The sequence below is a fragment of the Sphingosinicellaceae bacterium genome (assembly GCA_019285715.1).
Taxonomy (GTDB): domain Bacteria; phylum Pseudomonadota; class Alphaproteobacteria; order Sphingomonadales; family Sphingomonadaceae; genus Glacieibacterium.
In genome coordinates, this window is record CP079108.1 from 771,780 (window position 1) to 789,672 (window position 17,893).

The 17,893-nt window shown below is 68.5% G+C and carries 9 protein-coding genes; 3 read left to right on the top strand and 6 right to left on the bottom strand.

What is annotated here, in order from left to right; genetic code table 11:
- Window position 1: 1 nt before the first annotated feature.
- A complete protein-coding gene (locus tag KX816_03665) occupies window positions 2-1,348 on the bottom strand; it encodes a lipopolysaccharide biosynthesis protein (GenBank protein QXQ07160.1) in 1,347 nt (448 codons plus the stop codon).
- Window positions 1,349-1,470: 122 nt separating this feature from the next.
- Here KX816_03665 and KX816_03670 point away from each other — a divergent pair, with 122 nt between their 5' ends.
- Window positions 1,471-2,178, top strand: coding sequence for a nucleoside triphosphate hydrolase (locus tag KX816_03670; protein ID QXQ07161.1), 708 nt, complete (start codon window positions 1,471-1,473; stop codon window positions 2,176-2,178).
- Window positions 2,179-2,233: 55 nt separating this feature from the next.
- Here KX816_03670 and KX816_03675 read toward each other — a convergent pair whose 3' ends face one another.
- The 4 genes from KX816_03675 to KX816_03690 are packed head-to-tail and all read right to left on the bottom strand — an operon-like array spanning window position 2,234 to window position 7,370.
- Window positions 2,234-2,530 carry a formate dehydrogenase subunit delta gene (locus KX816_03675; protein QXQ07162.1) on the bottom strand — a complete coding sequence of 99 codons (297 nt, stop codon included), beginning with the start codon at window positions 2,528-2,530 and terminating at the stop codon, window positions 2,234-2,236.
- Window positions 2,527-5,379 (bottom strand): formate dehydrogenase subunit alpha, encoded by a 2,853-nt coding sequence (gene fdhF / locus KX816_03680; GenBank protein QXQ07163.1) that lies wholly within the window; start codon window positions 5,377-5,379, stop codon window positions 2,527-2,529. The genes KX816_03675 and fdhF overlap by 4 nt, the downstream gene beginning before the upstream one ends.
- Before the next feature lie 6 nt (window positions 5,380-5,385).
- Window positions 5,386-6,906 (bottom strand): SLBB domain-containing protein, encoded by a 1,521-nt coding sequence (locus KX816_03685; protein ID QXQ07164.1) that lies wholly within the window; start codon window positions 6,904-6,906, stop codon window positions 5,386-5,388.
- Window positions 6,903-7,370: a formate dehydrogenase subunit gamma gene (locus KX816_03690; protein ID QXQ08382.1), complete on the bottom strand. Its 468-nt coding sequence runs from the start codon at window positions 7,368-7,370 to the stop codon at window positions 6,903-6,905. Before KX816_03690 ends, KX816_03685 begins: the two co-directional genes overlap by 4 nt.
- A gap of 203 nt (window positions 7,371-7,573) precedes the next feature.
- On the opposite strand from KX816_03690, the gene KX816_03695 reads away from it, so the two are divergent.
- Window positions 7,574-8,512 (top strand): LysR family transcriptional regulator, encoded by a 939-nt coding sequence (locus tag KX816_03695; GenBank protein ID QXQ07165.1) that lies wholly within the window; start codon window positions 7,574-7,576, stop codon window positions 8,510-8,512.
- Window positions 8,513-8,551: 39 nt separating this feature from the next.
- Here the strand turns inward: KX816_03695 and KX816_03700 are convergent, their stop codons facing one another.
- Window positions 8,552-16,642, bottom strand: coding sequence for a glycosyl transferase (locus tag KX816_03700; GenBank protein ID QXQ07166.1), 8,091 nt, complete (start codon window positions 16,640-16,642; stop codon window positions 8,552-8,554).
- Between the two features lie 377 nt (window positions 16,643-17,019).
- Between KX816_03700 and yghU the strand changes: the two genes are divergently transcribed.
- Window positions 17,020-17,892 carry a glutathione-dependent disulfide-bond oxidoreductase gene (gene yghU, locus KX816_03705; GenBank protein ID QXQ07167.1) on the top strand — a complete coding sequence of 291 codons (873 nt, stop codon included), beginning with the start codon at window positions 17,020-17,022 and terminating at the stop codon, window positions 17,890-17,892.
- Window position 17,893: the final 1 nt, after the last annotated feature.

Here is a 17,893-nt window from a genome sequence, read left to right on the forward strand (position 1 = left end):
ATCAGGCGGCTGGCGAGGGGACGGCTCTCCCGACCGGCCAACCGTAGTTTTCGCGGCTCCGGTAGCTGGTGAGGACCGGTAGAAGCCGGAAAACCGCCAACGCGACTGTACCGACAATGAAGGCCGCCCCGGCTCCCGGCAGGCCGTAGCGATAGCTCAGCACCGACAGTGTCGCGAGATACAGGGCCGTCCCGGCCGCCTGCGCGACCAGCGCGGCCCGCTGGCGGCCGACCATGTAGAGCAGGGACTCCAGCGGGAAGCTCGCCATCGCGACGACCAGTGCGACGACCATCGCGCTGAGCAAGCCGTAGGCAGGAAGATAGCGGCTGCCGAACGCGAAGGCGATTACGGGCTTGCCGCCGAGGACCACGACCGCGACGACGGCGACGCCGACCAGGCCGGCGAACATTCCGGTTCGCAGCGCCAGCTGCCAGGGTTGCTTGGTCGCCGGATCGAGACGCATGATCTCGGGATAAAAGCCCTTGGTCAGCAGGTTGGCCGGCTTGCCCGCGGTGTCGATCAGGGTGTTGGCGATCTTGTACAGACCCGCCGCGACCGGTCCGAGGATGCCCGCGACGACAAGATTGCTGAGCTGACCCCACGATGCATCGAGCGAGATCGCGATGTTCGTCGTCCAGGCGAAGCTCCAGGAATCGGGCAGGCGACGCGCGGTGCGACGCAGCCCCGGACGCAGTGCGCCGAGCATGTCGCGGCGGCGCAATTCGCGGACCGCCATCCACCACAAGGTCAAATCGCCGGCGAGATCGGCGATGTACCAGGCGGCGACGAAGCCGACGAAACCCGTGCCTGCCAAGTATGCCGAGCCAGCGCCGACAGCGCGCAGGATCGGGGTCGCGAGTTGCTGCGCGGCGAGCAGGTCGAAGCGGTCGAGCAGGCGCAGGACCCCGGTCGGGGTCGCCGCCGACATCGTCGGTACCAGCGTGCAGTAGAAGAAGGCGATGCCGAAATAGGCGGCCGGGATCTGGAAGATGCTGGCGAGGAACGGCAACGCCGCCATCGCCAGCACCATGCCGACCAGGCCGCTGACGATGTCGAGGCCGAAGGCGAAGCGGATGGCGTCCTCGGCCCGCGCCGTGTCGCCCTGACGCATCGCCGGTGCCCCGTATCGCAGGATCAGCTGCCAGCTTTGGAACTTGACCAGCGAACCGGTGCCGGTGGCATAGGTGTGGACGATCATCAACACGCCGAACAGCTCCGGCCCGAGCCCGCGTCCGGCGCTGGCGAGCGCAATCAGCCCCAGCCCCGCGCCGATCAGCTTGGTCGACCCGAGATAGCCGGCGTTGCGCAGAACGGCGCGGAAGACCCCGTCTGCGAACCACTTCCTCATGAGCGTGACTGTCGTGCCATTGCCGGACGCCATAGCCCGGTTTCGGTCGCCCGGTCATCAGGGCGTGATGCGCCGGCAGTTCGGTTGTGCGATCCGCAGCGGGCCATTAAAGCCCGGCGGTAATGCGCGACCCCGACCTTGCCCCGCTGATCGCCGTCGTGGGGTCCGACGGCTCGGGCAAGTCGACCGTCTGCGCCGCGCTGGTGGAGTGGCTGGGCGAGCAGCGGCCAGCGGAGATCCGGCACCTCGGGAAGCAATCTGGCAACCTCGGCCGTGCCATCGCGCGCGTGCCGCTGATCGGCAAGGGTGCCGACGACCGCATCGTCGCCAAGGCGAGCAAGGCGCGTGACGACGACGGTCCGGGCGGAGTCACCGCGATCGTCATCTACCTGCTGTCGATGCGCCGGGTGCGCCGGTTCCGCCGGATGCTGGCCGTTCGTCGTCGCGGCATCGCGATCATCGCCGACCGCTATCCGCAGATCGGCGTGCCCGGTCCGATGGACGGCCTCGGCCTGTATGCGCCCAGCCCGAAGAGCGGCATCGCGCGCTGGCTCGGCCGTCGCGAGCGTGTCCATTACCAGTGGATGGAGAAAACCGTCCCGGACCTCGTCATCCGTCTCAATGTCGATCTCGCCACCGCGTCGGCGCGCAAACCGGACCACCGCTACTCGTCGCTTAAGGCCAAGATCGAGGCGGTCCCACTTCTGTCCTTCAATGGCGCGCCGATCGTCGATATCGATGCGACGCTGCCCTTGAGCGAGGTCCTCGCCCAAGCCAAGGCGGCGGTGGCCGCGACGCTCGAACGGATCGCCGCGGAGCGCTCAGCTTAGTTCAGCGCTCGCGCGCTATCGTTGGCACCCCAAGCCGAAGAGCCGTGTCGCAGGCTTAGCCCGCATCTCCCTCGGTATTGCCGTCGGCGTCGGCTCCGAACTCGGTGGCGCGGGTCTGTGACACTGGTTCCCGCCCGTCGGCTAGCCTGGCCACGGCGATCGCCGCGGCCGGGGACAGGCCGTCGCCGCCACCTGCGGCATGGTCGAGGATCTGCGCTTTCATGCGCGGGTCCCAGAAGTGCCACAGGTGATCGTAGGTCGCCGCCGGGGCGTTGCCCGGTTGCTGGTGGTCGAACTCGGCAGCGATCTGGTTCGCCATGCGGACCAGACGGTCGATCGTGGTGGCGCTCATTCGGCGGGCACGAGCGGCTCGGCGATGCGCTTGGACAACCGGCTCCGCTCCTCATAACCGACCTGCCAGTCGGTCGGTCCATTCGAGCGCCCGACCTGCACCGCCGTGACCTTGTACTCGGGACAGTTGGTCGCCCAGTCGCTGTTGTCGGTGGTCACGACGTTGGCCTGCGTCGTCGGGTGGTGGAAGGTCGTATAAACGACGCCCGGCGCAACCCGGTCGGTGAGGTCGGCGCGCAGCGTCGTGTCACCGGCGCGGCTCGCGACCTTGACCCAGTCGCCCGCCGCGATGCCGCGCTGCTCGGCGTCGTGCGGGTGGATCTCCAGCATGTCCTCTTCGTGCCAGCGGCTGTTCTCGGTGCGCCGCGTCTGCGCGCCGACATTGTACTGGCTAAGGATGCGGCCGGTGGTCAGCAGCAGCGGGAAGCGCGGCCCGGTACGCTCCTCGGTAGCAACGTATTCGGTGCGGACGAATTTGCCCTTGCCGCGCACGAAGCCGTCGAGGTGCATGACCGGGGTGCCCTCGGGCGCGGCGGCGTTGCACGGCCACTGCACCGAGTTGAGCTTGTCGAGCAGATCGTACGACACGCCCGCGAAGGTCGGCGTCACGGCCGCGACCTCGTCCATGATCTCCGACGGATGCGCGTAGTTCATCGGGAAGCCGAGTGCCTGCGACAGCTTCTGGGTGATCTCCCAGTCCTCGAAGCCGTTGCGCGGTTGCATGACCTTGCGGACCCGCTGGATGCGGCGCTCGGCGTTGGTGAAGGTGCCGTTCTTCTCGAGGAAGGTCGACCCGGGCAGGAAGACATGGGCGTAATTCGCGGTCTCGTTGAGGAACAGGTCCTGCACGACGACGCACTCCATCGCCGCGAGGCCGGCCGAGACGTGGCGGGTGTCGGGGTCGGACTGAAGGATGTCCTCGCCCTGGATGTACAGGCCCTTGAACGTGCCATCGACCGCGGCATCGAGCATGTTGGGGATGCGCAGGCCCGGCTCACCATCGAGCTCTACGCCCCACAATTCGAGGAACATCGCCCGCGCGCCGTCGTCGGAGACGTGGCGATAGCCCGACAATTCGTGCGGGAAACTGCCCATGTCGCAGGCGCCCTGGACGTTGTTCTGGCCCCGCAGCGGGTTCACCCCGACGCCGTCGCGACCGATGTTGCCGGTGACCATCGCAAGGTTGGCGATCGCCATGACGGTGGTCGAGCCCTGGCTGTGCTCGGTGACGCCGAGCCCGTAGTAGATCGCGCCGTTGCCGCCGGTCGCATACAGCCGCGCTGCGGCACGCACGTCGGCGGCAGGCACGCCGGTCATCGGCTCGGTCGCTTCGGGTGCATGGCGCGGATCGGCGACGAACTCGGCCCAGTCGGCATATTCGGACCAGTCGCAACGCTCGCGGATGAACGCCTCGTCGGCCAGCGCCTCGGTGACGATGACGTGCGCCATCGCGGTCAGCACGGCGACGTTGGTGCCGGGGCGCAGCGCCAGGTGATGCTCGGCCGCGATGTGTGCGGAGCGGACGATGTCGGTGCGGCGCGGGTCGATGACGATCAGCTTGGCGCCCTGCCGCAGCCGCTGCTTCAGCCGCGAGGCGAACACCGGATGCCCGTCGGTAGGGTTCGCGCCGATGATGACGACCACGTCCGTCGACTCGACGCTGTCGAAGTCCTGCGTACCTGCGGACGTGCCGAAGGTCGTCTTGAGGCCGTAGCCGGTCGGCGAGTGGCAGACCCGGGCGCAGGTATCGACGTTGTTGTTGCCGAACGCCGCGCGGATCAGTTTCTGCACGAGGAAGGTCTCCTCGTTGGTGCAGCGCGACGAGGTGATGCCACCCACCGAACGCATGCCGTACTTGGCCTGGATGCGCTTGAACTCGGACGCGGTGTGGGCGATCGCCTCGTCCCAGGTCACTTCCTGCCACGGCTCATCGATGCTGGATCGGATCATCGGATTGAGGATGCGCTCGCGGTGGTTGGCGTAGCCCCAGGCGAACCGCCCCTTGACGCAGCTGTGGCCGTGGTTCGCCTTGCCCTGCTTATGGGGCACCATGCGGACCAGTTCCTCGCCGCGCATCTCGGCGCGGAAGGTGCAGCCGACGCCGCAATAGGCGCAGGTGGTGATGACCGAGCGATCGGGGGTACCGACCTCGATGACCTTTTTCTCGGTCAGCGTCGCGGTCGGGCAGGCGGCGACGCAGGCCCCGCACGACACGCACTCGCTGCCGAAGAATGGCTCCTCCTGCGATGCCGAGACGCGGCTGCCGAAGCCGCGCCCGGCGATGGTCAGCGCGAAGGTGCCCTGGACCTCGTCGCAGGCGCGGACGCAGCGCGAGCAGGCGATGCACTTCGAGGTGTCGAAGGTGAAATACGGGTTGGACTCGTCCTTCGCCAAGGCGAGGTGGTTCTCGCCGGTATAGCCGTAGCGGACATCGCGCAGGCCCACCGCGCCGGCCATGTCCTGCAGTTCGCAGTCGCCGTTCGCCGGGCAGGTCAGGCAGTCGAGCGGGTGGTCGGAGATGTAAAGCTCCATGACACCCTTGCGCAGCTTCTTGAGCTGCGGGGTCTGGGTGGTGACTTTCATGCCCATGGCGACCGGCGTCGTGCACGAGGCGGGCGTGCCGGCGCGGCCGTCGATCTGGACCAGGCACAGGCGGCACGATCCGAACGCTCCGAGCACGTCGGTCGCGCACAGCCGCGGGATCGTCGTGCCGAGCGTCGCCGCGGCGCGCATAACCGACGTGCCCGCGGGCACGGTCACGTCCTGCCCGTCGATGGTCAGCGTCACGTCGGCGGCGATGCCGAGCGGCGGGGCAGGGGTTCCGAGGTCGATTTCGCGGGCGAAGCTCATGGTCGCTTACTCCGCCGCCAGCGCGAGGGCGCGGCGGTTGAAATGCTCGGGGAAATGGGTGATCGCGCTCATCACCGGGTAGGGCGTGAAGCCCCCCAGCGCGCACAACGACCCGAACTTCATCGTCTCGGCGAGGTCGGCGATCAGCTCGAGGTTGGCCTCCGGCCGGTCGCCGGCGATGATCTTGTCCATCGTCTCGACACCGCGGGTCGCGCCGATCCGGCACGGCGTGCACTTGCCGCAGCTTTCGGCGGCGCAGAACTCGAAGGCGAAGCGCGCCATCCCGGCCATGTCGACGGTGTCGTCGAACACCGTGATGCCGCCGTGGCCGATGAGGCCGCCGGCCTTGGTGAAAGCCTCGTAGTCGAAGGGTGTGTCGAAGAGTTTTGGTGGGAAGTATGCGCCTAGAGGGCCGCCGACCTGAACTGCATAGACTGGGCGACCGCTGGCGGTGCCGCCGCCGATGTCGTTGACCAGCTCGCCGAGCGTGATGCCGAACGGCGTCTCGTACAGGCCAGGATGGCGGCAATTGCCCGCCAGCTGGACCGGCATCGTGCCACGCGAACGGCCGAGGCCGACCGCTGCATAGACCTCGGGACCGTCGGCGAAGATGTGCGGCACGGCGGTCAGGCTCAGGACGTTATTGATCACGGTGGGCATGCCGAACAGGCCCTTATGCGCTGGCAGCGGTGGCTTGGCGCGGACCTGCCCGCGCTTGCCCTCGATCGATTCGAGCAGCGCGGTCTCCTCACCGCAGACATAGGCGCCGGCACCGACGCGGACCTCCATGTCGAACTCGCTGCCGAGCCAGCCGCGCCGGCGGGCGCCTTCGATCGCGATCTCCATCGCCCGGATGGCGTGCGGATACTCGGAGCGGATGTAGACGTAGCCATAGTCCGCGCCGACGCAGAGAGCGGCGATGATCATGCCCTCGACCAATTCGAACGGATCGCCCTCCATGATCATGCGATCGGCGAAGGTGCCGCTGTCGCCTTCGTCGGCGTTGCAGACGATGTACTTGCGCGGTGAGTCGGCCAGCGCGACCGTGTCCCACTTGATCCCGGTCGGGAAGCCCGCGCCGCCGCGACCGCGCAGGCCCGACGCCTTGACCAAGTCGATGCGCTGGGTCGGCTCGAGTGCGCGGGCACGCTCCAGCCCGAAGCCGCCGCCGTGGGCGATGTAATCGTCCATGCTCGCCGGATCGACGATGCCGCAGCGCGCGAAGGTCATCCGCTGCTGCGAGGCGATGAACGGGTGCTGCTCGGGGCGACCGATGCGGAGGGGGTGCTCGCCACCTTCGAACAAGCCCGCAGCGACAAGACCCGCGACATCGCCTGCGCTGACCGGGCCGTAGCCGATGCGCCCCTCGGAAGTTGTGACTTCGACTAGCGGCTCGAGCCAGTGCATGCCGCGCGAGCCGTTGCGGATGATGGTCAGCTCGATGCCGGTCGCGAGCAAGGCGGCGACGACCTCGTCGGCTCCGCAGGCCACCGCGACGGCATCGCCTGGGACATAGACCGTGATCATGCCGCGATCCCGTCGATCAGCGTGTCGAGGCGCGCCGCCGTCAGCCGGCCGACGATCTGCCCGTCGAGCATCGCCGACGGGGCCGCGGAACACAGCCCGAGGCAATAGACTGGCTCCAGCGTCACCACGCCATCGGCTCGCGTCGAATGCATCGGCGTTGCAAGGCGGGCGGAGGCCTGCGCGATCAGGTCGTTGGCGCCCATCGACTGGCAGGCCTCGGCACTGCACAGCTTGAGGACGTGGCGGCCCGCGGGCTTGCGCCGGAAATCATGATAGAAGGTCAGCACGCCGTGGACGTCGGCGCGGCTCAGGTTGAGACGATCCGCGATCACCGGCACCGCAGCATCGTCGACGTAGCCGAAGGCGGCCTGGACGGCATGCAGGATCGGCAGCAGTGCACCCGGTTCCTTGAGGAACGGGGCAATCACGGCATCGAGTGGTGCGTTCTCGGCACTGACGGCCACCCGGGCACGGGCAATTTCCCGGTCGCCGGCCTCACGATTTCGCCTGTCGCTCTTCTTCAAAACTTAACTCCTCCCCCGGGTAATGCTGGGCGCGACGCCCTCCAGGGTCAAATCGACAAGCGACATGATCGATGGGCCTGCTCTATCAAGGCTCAGCGCGGGTTAGGCTGGGCTGGCGCTCAAGCCTGCTATAGGTCCGGTCGATGCAGCTACGATCCGTCGAATATTTCTGTGCGCTGGCCCGCGAGGAGCATTTCGCCCGGGCGGCGGCACAATGTGGCGTCAGCCAGCCGACCCTGTCGGCGGGCATTGCGGCGCTCGAGCAATTGCTCGGCCACCGACTGGTGGTGCGCAACCGCCGCTATGTCGGACTGACGCCGGAGGGGCAGGCGGTACTGCCGCTGGCTCAGCAGCTGATCGCCGCGTTTGCCGCGATGCGCCTTGCGGCAGCGGGCGACCGCGGGCCGCTGGAGGGCGAATTGCGGCTCGGCACGATACCGGCGGCGTTGCCATCGATCGGCCCGATCACGCATGCGCTGAGCCAGCGTCATCCGGGCCTGCGCGTCTCGATTACGTCGCTGAGCTCGCGCCAGATCGACCGCGGTCTCGAGGAGTACGAGCTCGATGCCGGCATCACTTATCTCGACAACGAGCCGTTGCCCAACGTGCTGCAGGTCGAGCTGTACCGCGAGCGCTACATCCTCGTCGCCCATCGCGACATCAAGGTCAGCGACCCGCTAAGCTGGACCGAGGCGGCAGCGCTACCACTGTGCCTATTGCCGCTGTCGATGCAGAATCGCCGTATCCTCGACGCCAAGCTCGCCGCGGCCGGAGCCACGGCGACGCCGCAAGCGACCGCGAACTCCTACGTCGCGCTGCTGTCGATCCTGCACATGGGGACCCTCGCCAGTATCCTGCCGGACACGTATGCGCCCTACATCGCCGGCAATCCGTCGCTGGCCCGGCACGTGATCACCGGGCAGGAGGAAGGCACCGCGGTCGGGCTGGTGGTGCGCGACCGGCAGCCGCTGGCACCGTTCGCCCACGCCGTTTTCGTCATCGCCCAGTCGGAACTGATGCGCCGGACCTTTGCGCAGGCGCTCGGTCCGGTTGCCAGCAACCAGCCCGGCTTCAATCCGTAAGCCTGATACGGACGACCGGCATCTTCGACGTCGGCAGTCTCAGTAGGACAACTTGACGACGTGCCGGCCGCTCGTGGAGGGCCACGTCACCGCCCCGGAAACGACGTCCAAAGCAACGCCATCGATCTCGAGAACGGTTGCAGCGGCAGGTGCAGCGCGCTTGATCTCGATCTCATAGACGGCGTCACCCAGCCGGAGCGTTGCCGAAATACCCGGCCAGTCTTCGGGCAGGCACGGATTGAGGTGGATCATACCGCCGACCCGCTTCAGCCCGAGGATGCTCTCGATGCCGGCGCGGTACATCCAGCCCGCCGCGCCCGTATACCAGGTCCAGCCGCCGCGGCCGTTGTTCGGTGCCACCGAGTAGATATCCGCTGCGACGACATACGGCTCGACCCGGTAGTGATCGGCGGTCGCGGTGGTCAGGGCATGATTGATCGGGTTGAGCAGGTCGAACAGGGCGACCGCACCGTCTCCGTCCCCCATCCGGGCGGCGGCGACGATCGTCCACATCGCGGCGTGGCTGTACTGGCCGCCGTTTTCGCGCAGGCCCGGCGGGTAGCTGCGGATGTAGCCGGGGTCGTGCGCCGTCTTGTCGAACGGCGGGGTGAACAGCTTGACCAGACGCTGGGTCGGATCGACGAGATGGAGGCGCACCGAGGCCAGCGCCTGCGCGGCGCGCGCCGGGTCGGCGGCACCGCTGATCACCGCCCAGGTCTGCGCGATCGAGTCGATCCGGCATTCGTCGCTGTCCTTCGAGCCCAGCCAGGTGCCGTCGTCGTAGGTCGCACGCCGGTACCATTCGCCGTCCCAGGCGACCGCCTCGATCGCGGCGCGCAGGTTCTCGGCATGCTCGCGCCAGCGGGCGGCGCGCTCGGGCTCGCGGACGTCGGCGAAGGGTGCGAAGCGGTTGATCGCGTGGATCAGGTGCCAGCCGAGCCAGACGCTCATGCCCTGGCCGCCCTCGCCGACGCGGTTCATGCCGTCGTTCCAGTCGCCGCCGCCGATCAGCGGCAGGCCGAGCGCGCCAGTCATCGCCACCGACTGGTCAAGCGCGAGCGCGCAGTGGGTGTACAGTGAGGCCCGGTCGAGGCTGGTTTCTGGCTGGTAGAAAGCGTCGTGCTCGTGCGGTTCGAGGTGCCGGCCGACGAGGAAAGCAATCGGGGTCTCGAGGATCGCGCTGTCGCCGGTGCTCTCGACATAGTCGGCGACCGAAATCGCCAGCCAGCCGCGGTCGTCGGAGATGCGGGTGCGGACGCCGCGCCCGCTTTCAGGGAGCCACCAATGCTGGACGTCGCCCTCGCGGAACTGACGCCCGGCGGCGCGCAGCAGGTGGGGACGGACCAAGTCGGGCCGCGCCAGCAGCAACGCGCCGCCGTCCTGCAACTGGTCGCGGAAACCGTACGCGCCGCTCGCCTGGTAGAAGCCGGCACGGCCCCAGACCCGGCAGCCGAGCACCTGGTAGAGCAGCCAGCCGTTGAGCATAATGTCCATGGCGCGGTCGGGGGTACGCAGTTCCACGGTGCCGAGCGTCGACGTCCAGTGTGCGGTGGTGCGCGCCAGCTCGGCATCGAGGTCGGCGGCACGCCACTCGTGGACCAGCACGCGCGCCGCGTCGCGGTCGGCGGCCTGTCCGATGGTCCAGACGATTTCGCACGACTCTCCCGGTGCCAGGGTGACGTCGGTGGTGAGGACGGCGCAGGGGTCGTGCCCGGCCCCGGCGCAACCGACCAGAGGGGTGTCGTGCGCCAGCGCCGCGGGATGGACGAGGCTGCCGCCGCGCCCGATGAAGGCAGCTCGGTCGCAGGTCCAACCGGTCTGGCAACCGTCGAGATCGGCAAAGGCGATGCGGGTGCCGGTCTCGGGGTCGAACGGGTTGCGCGCGAACAGGGCGCCGGTCTCGGCATCGCGCTCGGTGACGATGTGCGACGCGGTCTTCGACCTTGCCCCGCCCAGCACCCACTCGGCGTAGCCGGTCACCGACAGCCCACGGGTCCGGTCCGAGCGGTTGCGCAGCGTCAGCCGCGCCAGCCGCAGCGGCGCATCGAGCGGGACGTGGACCAGCAGGTCGCTCTCGATGCCGTGCCCGACGGCGTGAAAGCGGCTGTAGCCGAAGCCATGGCGGGTGATGCGCGCGCCGCCCGCGCCCGCCGGGGCCAGTGTCGGCGACCACACCTGGCCGGTATCGAGGTCGCGCAGGTAAAGCATGTCGCCGGGCGGATCGGAGGCAGCATCGTTCGACCACGGCGTCAGCTGGTTCTCGCGGGCGTTCCCCGACCAGATCGCACCGAGCGCATCGGCCGACACCTGGCAGCCGAACTCCGGGTTGGCGAGGACGTTGATCCACGGTGCCGGGGTCGTCTGGCGGTCGTGCAGGATCATCGCATATTCGGTGCCGTCGGCGTGGAAGCCGCCGTAGCCGTTCCAGAACTCGACCGTCTCCTCGAGCGGCAGCGCGGTATCGGGCGGGCGGCCGGCGCGCGGCGGGCGGCCGGTCGGGGGGGGCACCACGACGACGGGCGCGGTCAGCGCCTCCGGCCGTTGCAACTGGCGGCGGAGCGTGCCGCGCTGGGCCAGGAACTCGACCCGCGCCAACGCGCGCAGCGTCGCCACCTGCTGCTCGAGCATCAGGTCGGAGCGCAGCGTGTAGACCTCACCCCGCACGCCGGGGGGCGCCGGGCGGGCCCGCACGACACGGACCGCGTCCTCGATCGCGGTCTGCAGGTCCTGGATGTACGACGCCTTGCGTTCGTTCAGGATGACGAGGTCGAACGCCAGGTAGCGCGCCTGCAGAAACTCGAAGGCGCGGAGCAGGTCGGAGACAACGGCCAGGTCGCGAGGGTCGTCGATGCGGACGATGACGATCGGGAGGTCGCCCGAGATGCCGTGGACCCACAATGCCGATTGCGGCCCGGCGGCAGCTGCCACCAGCGCGGGCGGGGGTGCATGGGCGGCACCGGCGTTGACGATGTGCCCGGCCAGCCGCTGGAAGTCGGCGGCGTCGCCGGGATCGAGCTTGAGGAAGCGGCGCTCGATCTGCGCCTGGGTCCAGGCGCCGACCTGTGCGCGGTCGAAGGCGCTGGCGTCGCTGTGCCGGTCGATGGCGTCGATCAGGTCCTCGCGCGACGCGGCGGCGATGGTCCAGAAGGCGACGCGCACGGTTTCGCCCGGCGGCACCAGCACCGGGCAGCGCAGGACCAGCGCGGGATCGAGCACCGTGCCGGCATGGCCTTCGAGGTCACGCCCGAGGCCGACGGGATTGGCCGCCGAATGGCCGCGCCCGAGGAAGCGGCTACGGTCGGTCTCCCAGATCGATGGCGCGACCACCGCCCCCTCGATAACCGCGAGGTGCGCGACCCAGATCGACGGATCGTCCGACCCGCGCGGCCGCCGGTGCGCGACCAGTACCGGGCCTTCGAGGCACTCGGTCTCGATGAACATGCGCGCAAAGGCCGGGTGCCCGAGGTCGGTCGCCTGGGCGCCGACGGTCAGCTCGATGAACGACGTCAGGTCGATCTCGCGCGGGCGGCTGCCACGGTTGGCAACCGACACGCGTCGCACTTCGGCGTCGTCCTCGGGTGAGATCAGCACTTCGGTGGTCGTCGCCAATGCGCCGTCGCGGCGGCGGAACTCGGCGCGGCCCTCCGCGAAGACTGCGGTGTACTGGGTCGGCTGGGCACCGAGTGGGGCAAGTGTCGCCGACCAAGATTCATGGCTCTGGCGGTCGGTCACGTAAAGCCACGAGCCGTGCCCGGCGACGACCGGGTCCTCGCGCCAACGGTTGATGGCGAGCCCGTGCCAGTGGCTGTAGCCGCCGCCGGCGCTGGTCAGCAGCACCGAATAACGCCCGTTCGACAGCAGGTGGACGGGATGCACGCCCTCGGGCCGGTGGCTATAGACACGGGTCGCGCCAGACTCGGGTGGCCGGTCGGTGGCGGTCAGCGCGGCTTCCTCGGCACGTGGGCTGAAGGTGCCGACCCCGCGTGGCGGGCGCTCGTGGAGAAGCAGCGCCGTTGCGCGGATCATCGGTTCCGCATGGAACGCGTCGCGCAATTTGCCGCCGTCGAGGGCGTTGGCGACCGCGAGCAAGGTCATGCCCTGGTGGTGCGCCATGTAGTTTCGCACGATCGAGAAGCGCTCCCCGTCGGGGACGCGGCTAGGGGTGAAATCGAGGGCTTCGTAGAACCCCATCGCGCCGCGCCCGCCGATCGCCGTCAGCGCCGCGAAGTTGTCGAGCGCGGCGGCGGCATCGACCATGACCGCGAGGCCGGTCGCGTAGGGCGCGATCACGAGGTTCTCGGACAGGCCGCGCTTCAACCCCAGCCCGGGCACGCCGAAGTTGGAATACTGGTAGGTCATCTCGCGGTCGCGAGCGTTGTAGGCGGACTCGGAGATACCCCACGGCACGCCGGCCTCGCGGGCATAGTCGCGCTGGCGCTGGACGACGAGGCGGTTCGAGGTTTCGAGCAGGCTGCCATCCGGCGCGCGCATCAACAGCGACGGCATCAGATACTCGAACATCGACCCCGACCACGAGATCAGCACCGAGGCACCGCCCGCCGCCGTGGCGCTGCGGCCGAGCCGGAACCAGTGTCGGGCCGGGATGTCGCCCTTGGCGATGGCGAACAGGCTGGCCAGCCGTGCCTCCGAGGCGAGCAGGTCGTAGCAGCTTTCGTCGCGCCGGTTGTCGGCGACCGACCAGCCGATCGACAGCAGCAGCCGCTCGGGGTCGACGAGGAACGCGAAGTCCATTGCCATCGCCATCGCCCGCGCCGTGGTCGCGAGGCGCGTCGCGCGGGTCATGCTGTCGGGGTCACGCCACGCCCCGAGCAGGTTGGCGAGAGCGATCAGGTGGCCGGCGAGGTTGCCGCTGTCGACCGCCGAAACATAGGCGGGCTCCAGCACGCGCAGGTCACGGGTGTCGTACCAGTTGAAGAAATGGCCGCGGAAGCGGGACATGCGGCCGAGCGTGGCAAACGTCGCTTCGAGCCGGTCGAGCGCTTCGATAGGCGGGCACCAGCCATTGTTGCGCGCGGTGGCGACGACCAGCAGGTACAGCCCGATGTTGGTCGGCGAGGTCCGCCCGGCGACGACAGGTTCGGGCGTCTCCTGGAAGTTGTCGGGAGGCAGGTGGTTGTGCTCCGCCGTGACGAGTGTCGTGAAGAACCGCCATGTCTGCTGGGCGATATCCTCGAGCTGCGCACGCTGGCCGGCATCGAGCGGCGGCGCGGTGGCGATCGGGCGGGGCTGGCTGACCGCCCAGGCGATCGCCGGTGCCGCCAGCCACGCCAGCGCCAGTGGCACGACCAGCGGCGAGATACCCGGCTGTACGAAGATCGCCACCCCCGCCACGACGAGCGCTAGCACGACCGACTGGCCCATGAAGCGGTAAAGCTGCCAGATGCTGGGGTTGGGCGACGCACTGGCCTTGGCCGCGGTCGTCCACTCGAGCAAGTGGCGGCGTGTGACGAACAGCCGGATCAGCGTGCGGACGATGGCATCGACCATCCGTACCGCCTGGTCAGCGACGGTCACCAGCTGCAGCGCAAGGACGCCGAATGCCGACCGGATATCGCCGCCGGTGGCCCCGAGATGCGCCCGCAGAGGCACGTCGCGCCGCCGCCGCGCCAGCAGCAGCGAAGGCAGCGGCAGCAGCGGCGGGATCGCGATCAGCAGCAGCACGCCGAGCGTCCACCGCGCGGAGGCCAGCGGCGGCATGAACCAGGCACCGATCAGCGCCGCGAGGATCGCCGGGGCGACCAGCGAACGGCGGAGGTTGTCGAGCATCTTGGCGCGACCGGTGCCCGGCAGATTGTCCGCCGCGGCTCGCCGCAGCGTCAGGATCCACGGCAGCAACTGCCAGTCGCCGCGAACCCAGCGATGCTGGCGGCGCGCGGCGGCGTCGTAGCGTACCGGGAAATCTTCGACGACCTCGATGTCGGAGACCAGCCCGGCGCGCGCGTAGACCCCCTCGAAGAGGTCGTGGCTGAGCATGGTGTTCGGTGGCACGCGCCCGGCCAGCGACGCCATGAATGTGTCGATCTCGTAGATGCCCTTGCCGGTGAACGAGCCTTCGCCGAGCAGGTCCTGGTACAGATCCGAGGCGGCCGATGCGTACGGATCGATCCCTGCCGGGCCGCCCGCCAGTGCCTCGAAACGCGACTGGCCGCGCCCGGTCGGCAGTGCCACGGCAACGCGCGGCTGCATGATGCCATAGCCCGAAACCACCCGCCGCAGTGCGACGTCGAACTGTGGGCGGTTGAGCGGGTGCGCCATCTTGCCGATCAGCCGGCGGGCGGTGCCGAGCGGAAGCTGGGTGTCGGCGTCGAGAGTGATGACGTAGCGCACCCCTTGGGGGACCTCCGGTGAACCGCCGTCGGCGGTGCAATAGGAGGTGTCGGTCGCGCCGCGCAGCAGGCGGTTGAGTTCGTGCAGCTTGCCGCGCTTGCGCTCCCACCCCATCCAGCAGCTTTCCGCCGGGTTGTACTGGCGACGGCGGTGCAGGAACAGGAACCGCGGGGCGCCGTCGGTCGGATAGCGAGCGTTCAGTGCGGCGACCGCAGCCTGTGCGCTGGCGAGCCGCTCGGTCTCGCCGGGCAGGGTTTCGCTCGCCGCGTCGCCGAAGTCGGACAGCAAGGCATAGCGGACCGCGTCTTCGCGGGTCGTGAGATGGTGGACTTCGAGGTTGGCGATCTCTTCGGCGACTTGGTTTTTCCAACCCATCAGGATCGGCACGACCACCAGCGTCTGGAGGTTAGCGTCGACGCCGTCGTCGAGTTCCAGCGCCGGGACGATGCGCGGTGGCAGCAGCGTCGCCATGATCCGGTTGACGATCGCTGTGGCAGTCTCGATCGCCAGGATCAGTGCCGCGCCGATCATCGGGATCACGAACCACCAAGGCAGCGCCGCCGTGGCAAGACCGCCCAGCGGAACCTGCACGAGCAGCACTGCGGCGAGCATGATCAGCGCGATATAGACCTTGATCCCGCCGCTCCGAAGCCAGCGTGCGAGACGGGTCCCGACCGGCGGGACATAGTCGATGTTGTCCTCGAGTTCCGCTCGGCCGGCGCCGACCAGATAGAACCCCGGATCCTTGTCGACGGCGTTGTGCCCGACGCGCCCGTTGGCCAGTGCGAGCGCGCGCACCGCGACCTCGTCTTCAGCGTAGGCGGAGCCGCGCGACAGCTCCTCGAGGGCGTTGCGGTAGAGATTGCGCGACGGGAAATCCATCTTGGCAAAGTTGCTGCCGTCACGCAGCACCTGGTCGGGAAGGCTGAGCGCCTCGACCATGTCGCCCCAGTCGGTCTCGGCGATCGCGCGCATCGCCATGATGACGTTGCGGATCGAGGCGGTTGAGGCGATCAGCGCCCACTGCGCGACGGTGTCGACCTCGGCGATGCTGCTGCCTGCCGCGACGGTCCGGGATTCGAGCCAGCGCCGCGCGATTTCGCTGCGGTCGTCGACATCGCGCAGCCGCAGCGCGAGCTGGCTGACAAAGGCCGGCGGCTGCGCGCTATCGATCGTGGTGAGGCTGGCCAACGCGGTCGCGTCGCTGGTTGCTGCGAACAATGCGTCGGCGAACGCATCGGCGCGGGTGCGGTCCTGCTCGTCGGTGATCGCCAGGTCGGCGAGCCTGCGCAGGTTTTCGACGAGGACGAGCTGGAGCGAAATCGCCAGCGCCCACAGCTCGCCGATGGTCAGCGCATTGACACGCTGGTACGCCGCCACGAAGCGCCGCAGCCGCTCTTCCTCGAACAGGCTGTCGCTGTGAGCGACATAGGCCCAGGCGATGCCGAACACGCGGGGCAGGGTGGCCAGCGGCCCGTCGGCAAGCTTGGGCAGCTGGCGGTAGAAGTCGGGCGGCAGGTCGTCGCGGATCTTGCGGATCTGCTTTTCGACGATGTGGTAATTGTCGATCAGCCATTCGGCCGCGGGTGCGATGGGGCGGTCCAGTTCGAGTGCATGGGCAGTTTCGCGGTAGGTCCGCTTCAGTGCATCGGCGTTGTCGTCGAGGCGGGTAAGCAACTGGCGAGAGCGGGTTGCGCCCGGCTCGATTCGCTGCGCCCCCGCGAGCGAACGGCCATGGTCTTCAAGCCGTTCGACACCGAAAAGTTCGGCGCGAACCGGCATGCGCTCCTGCCAGACCGATGCCGTCGGGCCTCCCCTCGCCCAGTTTCGGGATATCGAGCCTGGTGAGGAGGTCTTGACTGATGGTGCCACCCAGCATTGCTAGCGCGAGTTTGGGACACGCTGCTAGTGCCAATTGTTCGCCTTAAGTAATGGTCAACTGCGAGTAGCGACGAACTGCGGAGAGGACGGTTCAGGCGAGCCGATCACCGGAGCCAACGCTCGCCGCAATTCGAGGCGGCCTAGCGGTGAAACCTCGGTCAATCGGCTGGTATCGGCGTCGGCTGGGCGGATTGGGGCGACGACCCCTATGAGTCATGTCGCGCCAGAGCAGAACCGGTAATAAGAGGGGCGACGAATTAGATCCCCAAGGAGAGACCATGTCCGACGCCGCCTATACGCCGCCGCGAGTTTGGGAATGGACCAAGGCCAACGGCGGGCGCTTCGCGAACATCAACCGCCCGATCGCCGGCCCGACCCACGACCAGGAGCTGCCGGTCGGCAAGCACCCCTTCCAGCTGTACTCGCTGGCAACGCCGAACGGCGTCAAGGTCGCGATCATGTTCGAGGAGCTGCTGGCGCTCGGGCATACCGGGGCCGAGTACGACGCCTGGCTGATCCGGATCATGGACGGCGACCAGTTCGGCAGCGGCTTCACGGCGGTCAATCCCAACTCCAAGATTCCAGCGCTGGTCGATCACAGCACGCCGGTGCCGACCCGAATCTTCGAATCCGGGGCGATGCTGCTTTACCTTGCGGAGAAATTCGGGGCGTTCCTGCCGTCGGACCATGCGCAGCGCACCGAGTGCCTGTCGTGGCTGTTCTGGCAGATGGGCAGCGCGCCCTACCTTGGCGGCGGCTTCGGGCACTTCTACGCCTACGCACCCGAGCGGATCGAATATTGCATCGACCGCTTCACGATGGAGGCCAAGCGCCAGCTCGACGTGCTGGACCGCCGCCTTGCGGAGAACGAGTACATGGCAGGCGACGCCTACTCGATCGCCGATATCGCGATCTGGCCGTGGTACGGGGCCGTCATCCAGAACACCATCTACGACGCGGCGGAGTTCCTCGATGCCGCCAGCTACGTCAATCTCGGCCGCTGGACCCGGCAGATCGGCGAACGTCCCGCGGTCAAGCGCGGCTGGCTGGTCAACCGCATGTTCGGCCCGCCCGAGGTCCAGCTTCACGAGCGCCACGACGCCGGCGACTTCGAGACGCAGACACAGGACAAGCTCGTGCCCCAAGGCTGAC

What these genes read in the sequence shown, in the direction of transcription:
- KX816_03665 (QXQ07160.1), bottom strand. Translation starts at nt 1,348, where the DNA reads ATGAGGAAGTGGTTCGCAGACGGGGTCTTCCGCGCCGTTCTGCGCAAC.
- KX816_03670 (QXQ07161.1), top strand. Translation starts at nt 1,471, where the DNA reads ATGCGCGACCCCGACCTTGCCCCGCTGATCGCCGTCGTGGGGTCCGAC.
- KX816_03675 (QXQ07162.1), bottom strand. Translation starts at nt 2,530, where the DNA reads ATGAGCGCCACCACGATCGACCGTCTGGTCCGCATGGCGAACCAGATC.
- fdhF (QXQ07163.1), bottom strand. Translation starts at nt 5,379, where the DNA reads ATGAGCTTCGCCCGCGAAATCGACCTCGGAACCCCTGCCCCGCCGCTC.
- KX816_03685 (QXQ07164.1), bottom strand. Translation starts at nt 6,906, where the DNA reads ATGATCACGGTCTATGTCCCAGGCGATGCCGTCGCGGTGGCCTGCGGA.
- KX816_03695 (QXQ07165.1), top strand. Translation starts at nt 7,574, where the DNA reads ATGCAGCTACGATCCGTCGAATATTTCTGTGCGCTGGCCCGCGAGGAG.
- KX816_03700 (QXQ07166.1), bottom strand. Translation starts at nt 16,642, where the DNA reads ATGCCGGTTCGCGCCGAACTTTTCGGTGTCGAACGGCTTGAAGACCAT.
- yghU (QXQ07167.1), top strand. Translation starts at nt 17,020, where the DNA reads ATGTCCGACGCCGCCTATACGCCGCCGCGAGTTTGGGAATGGACCAAG.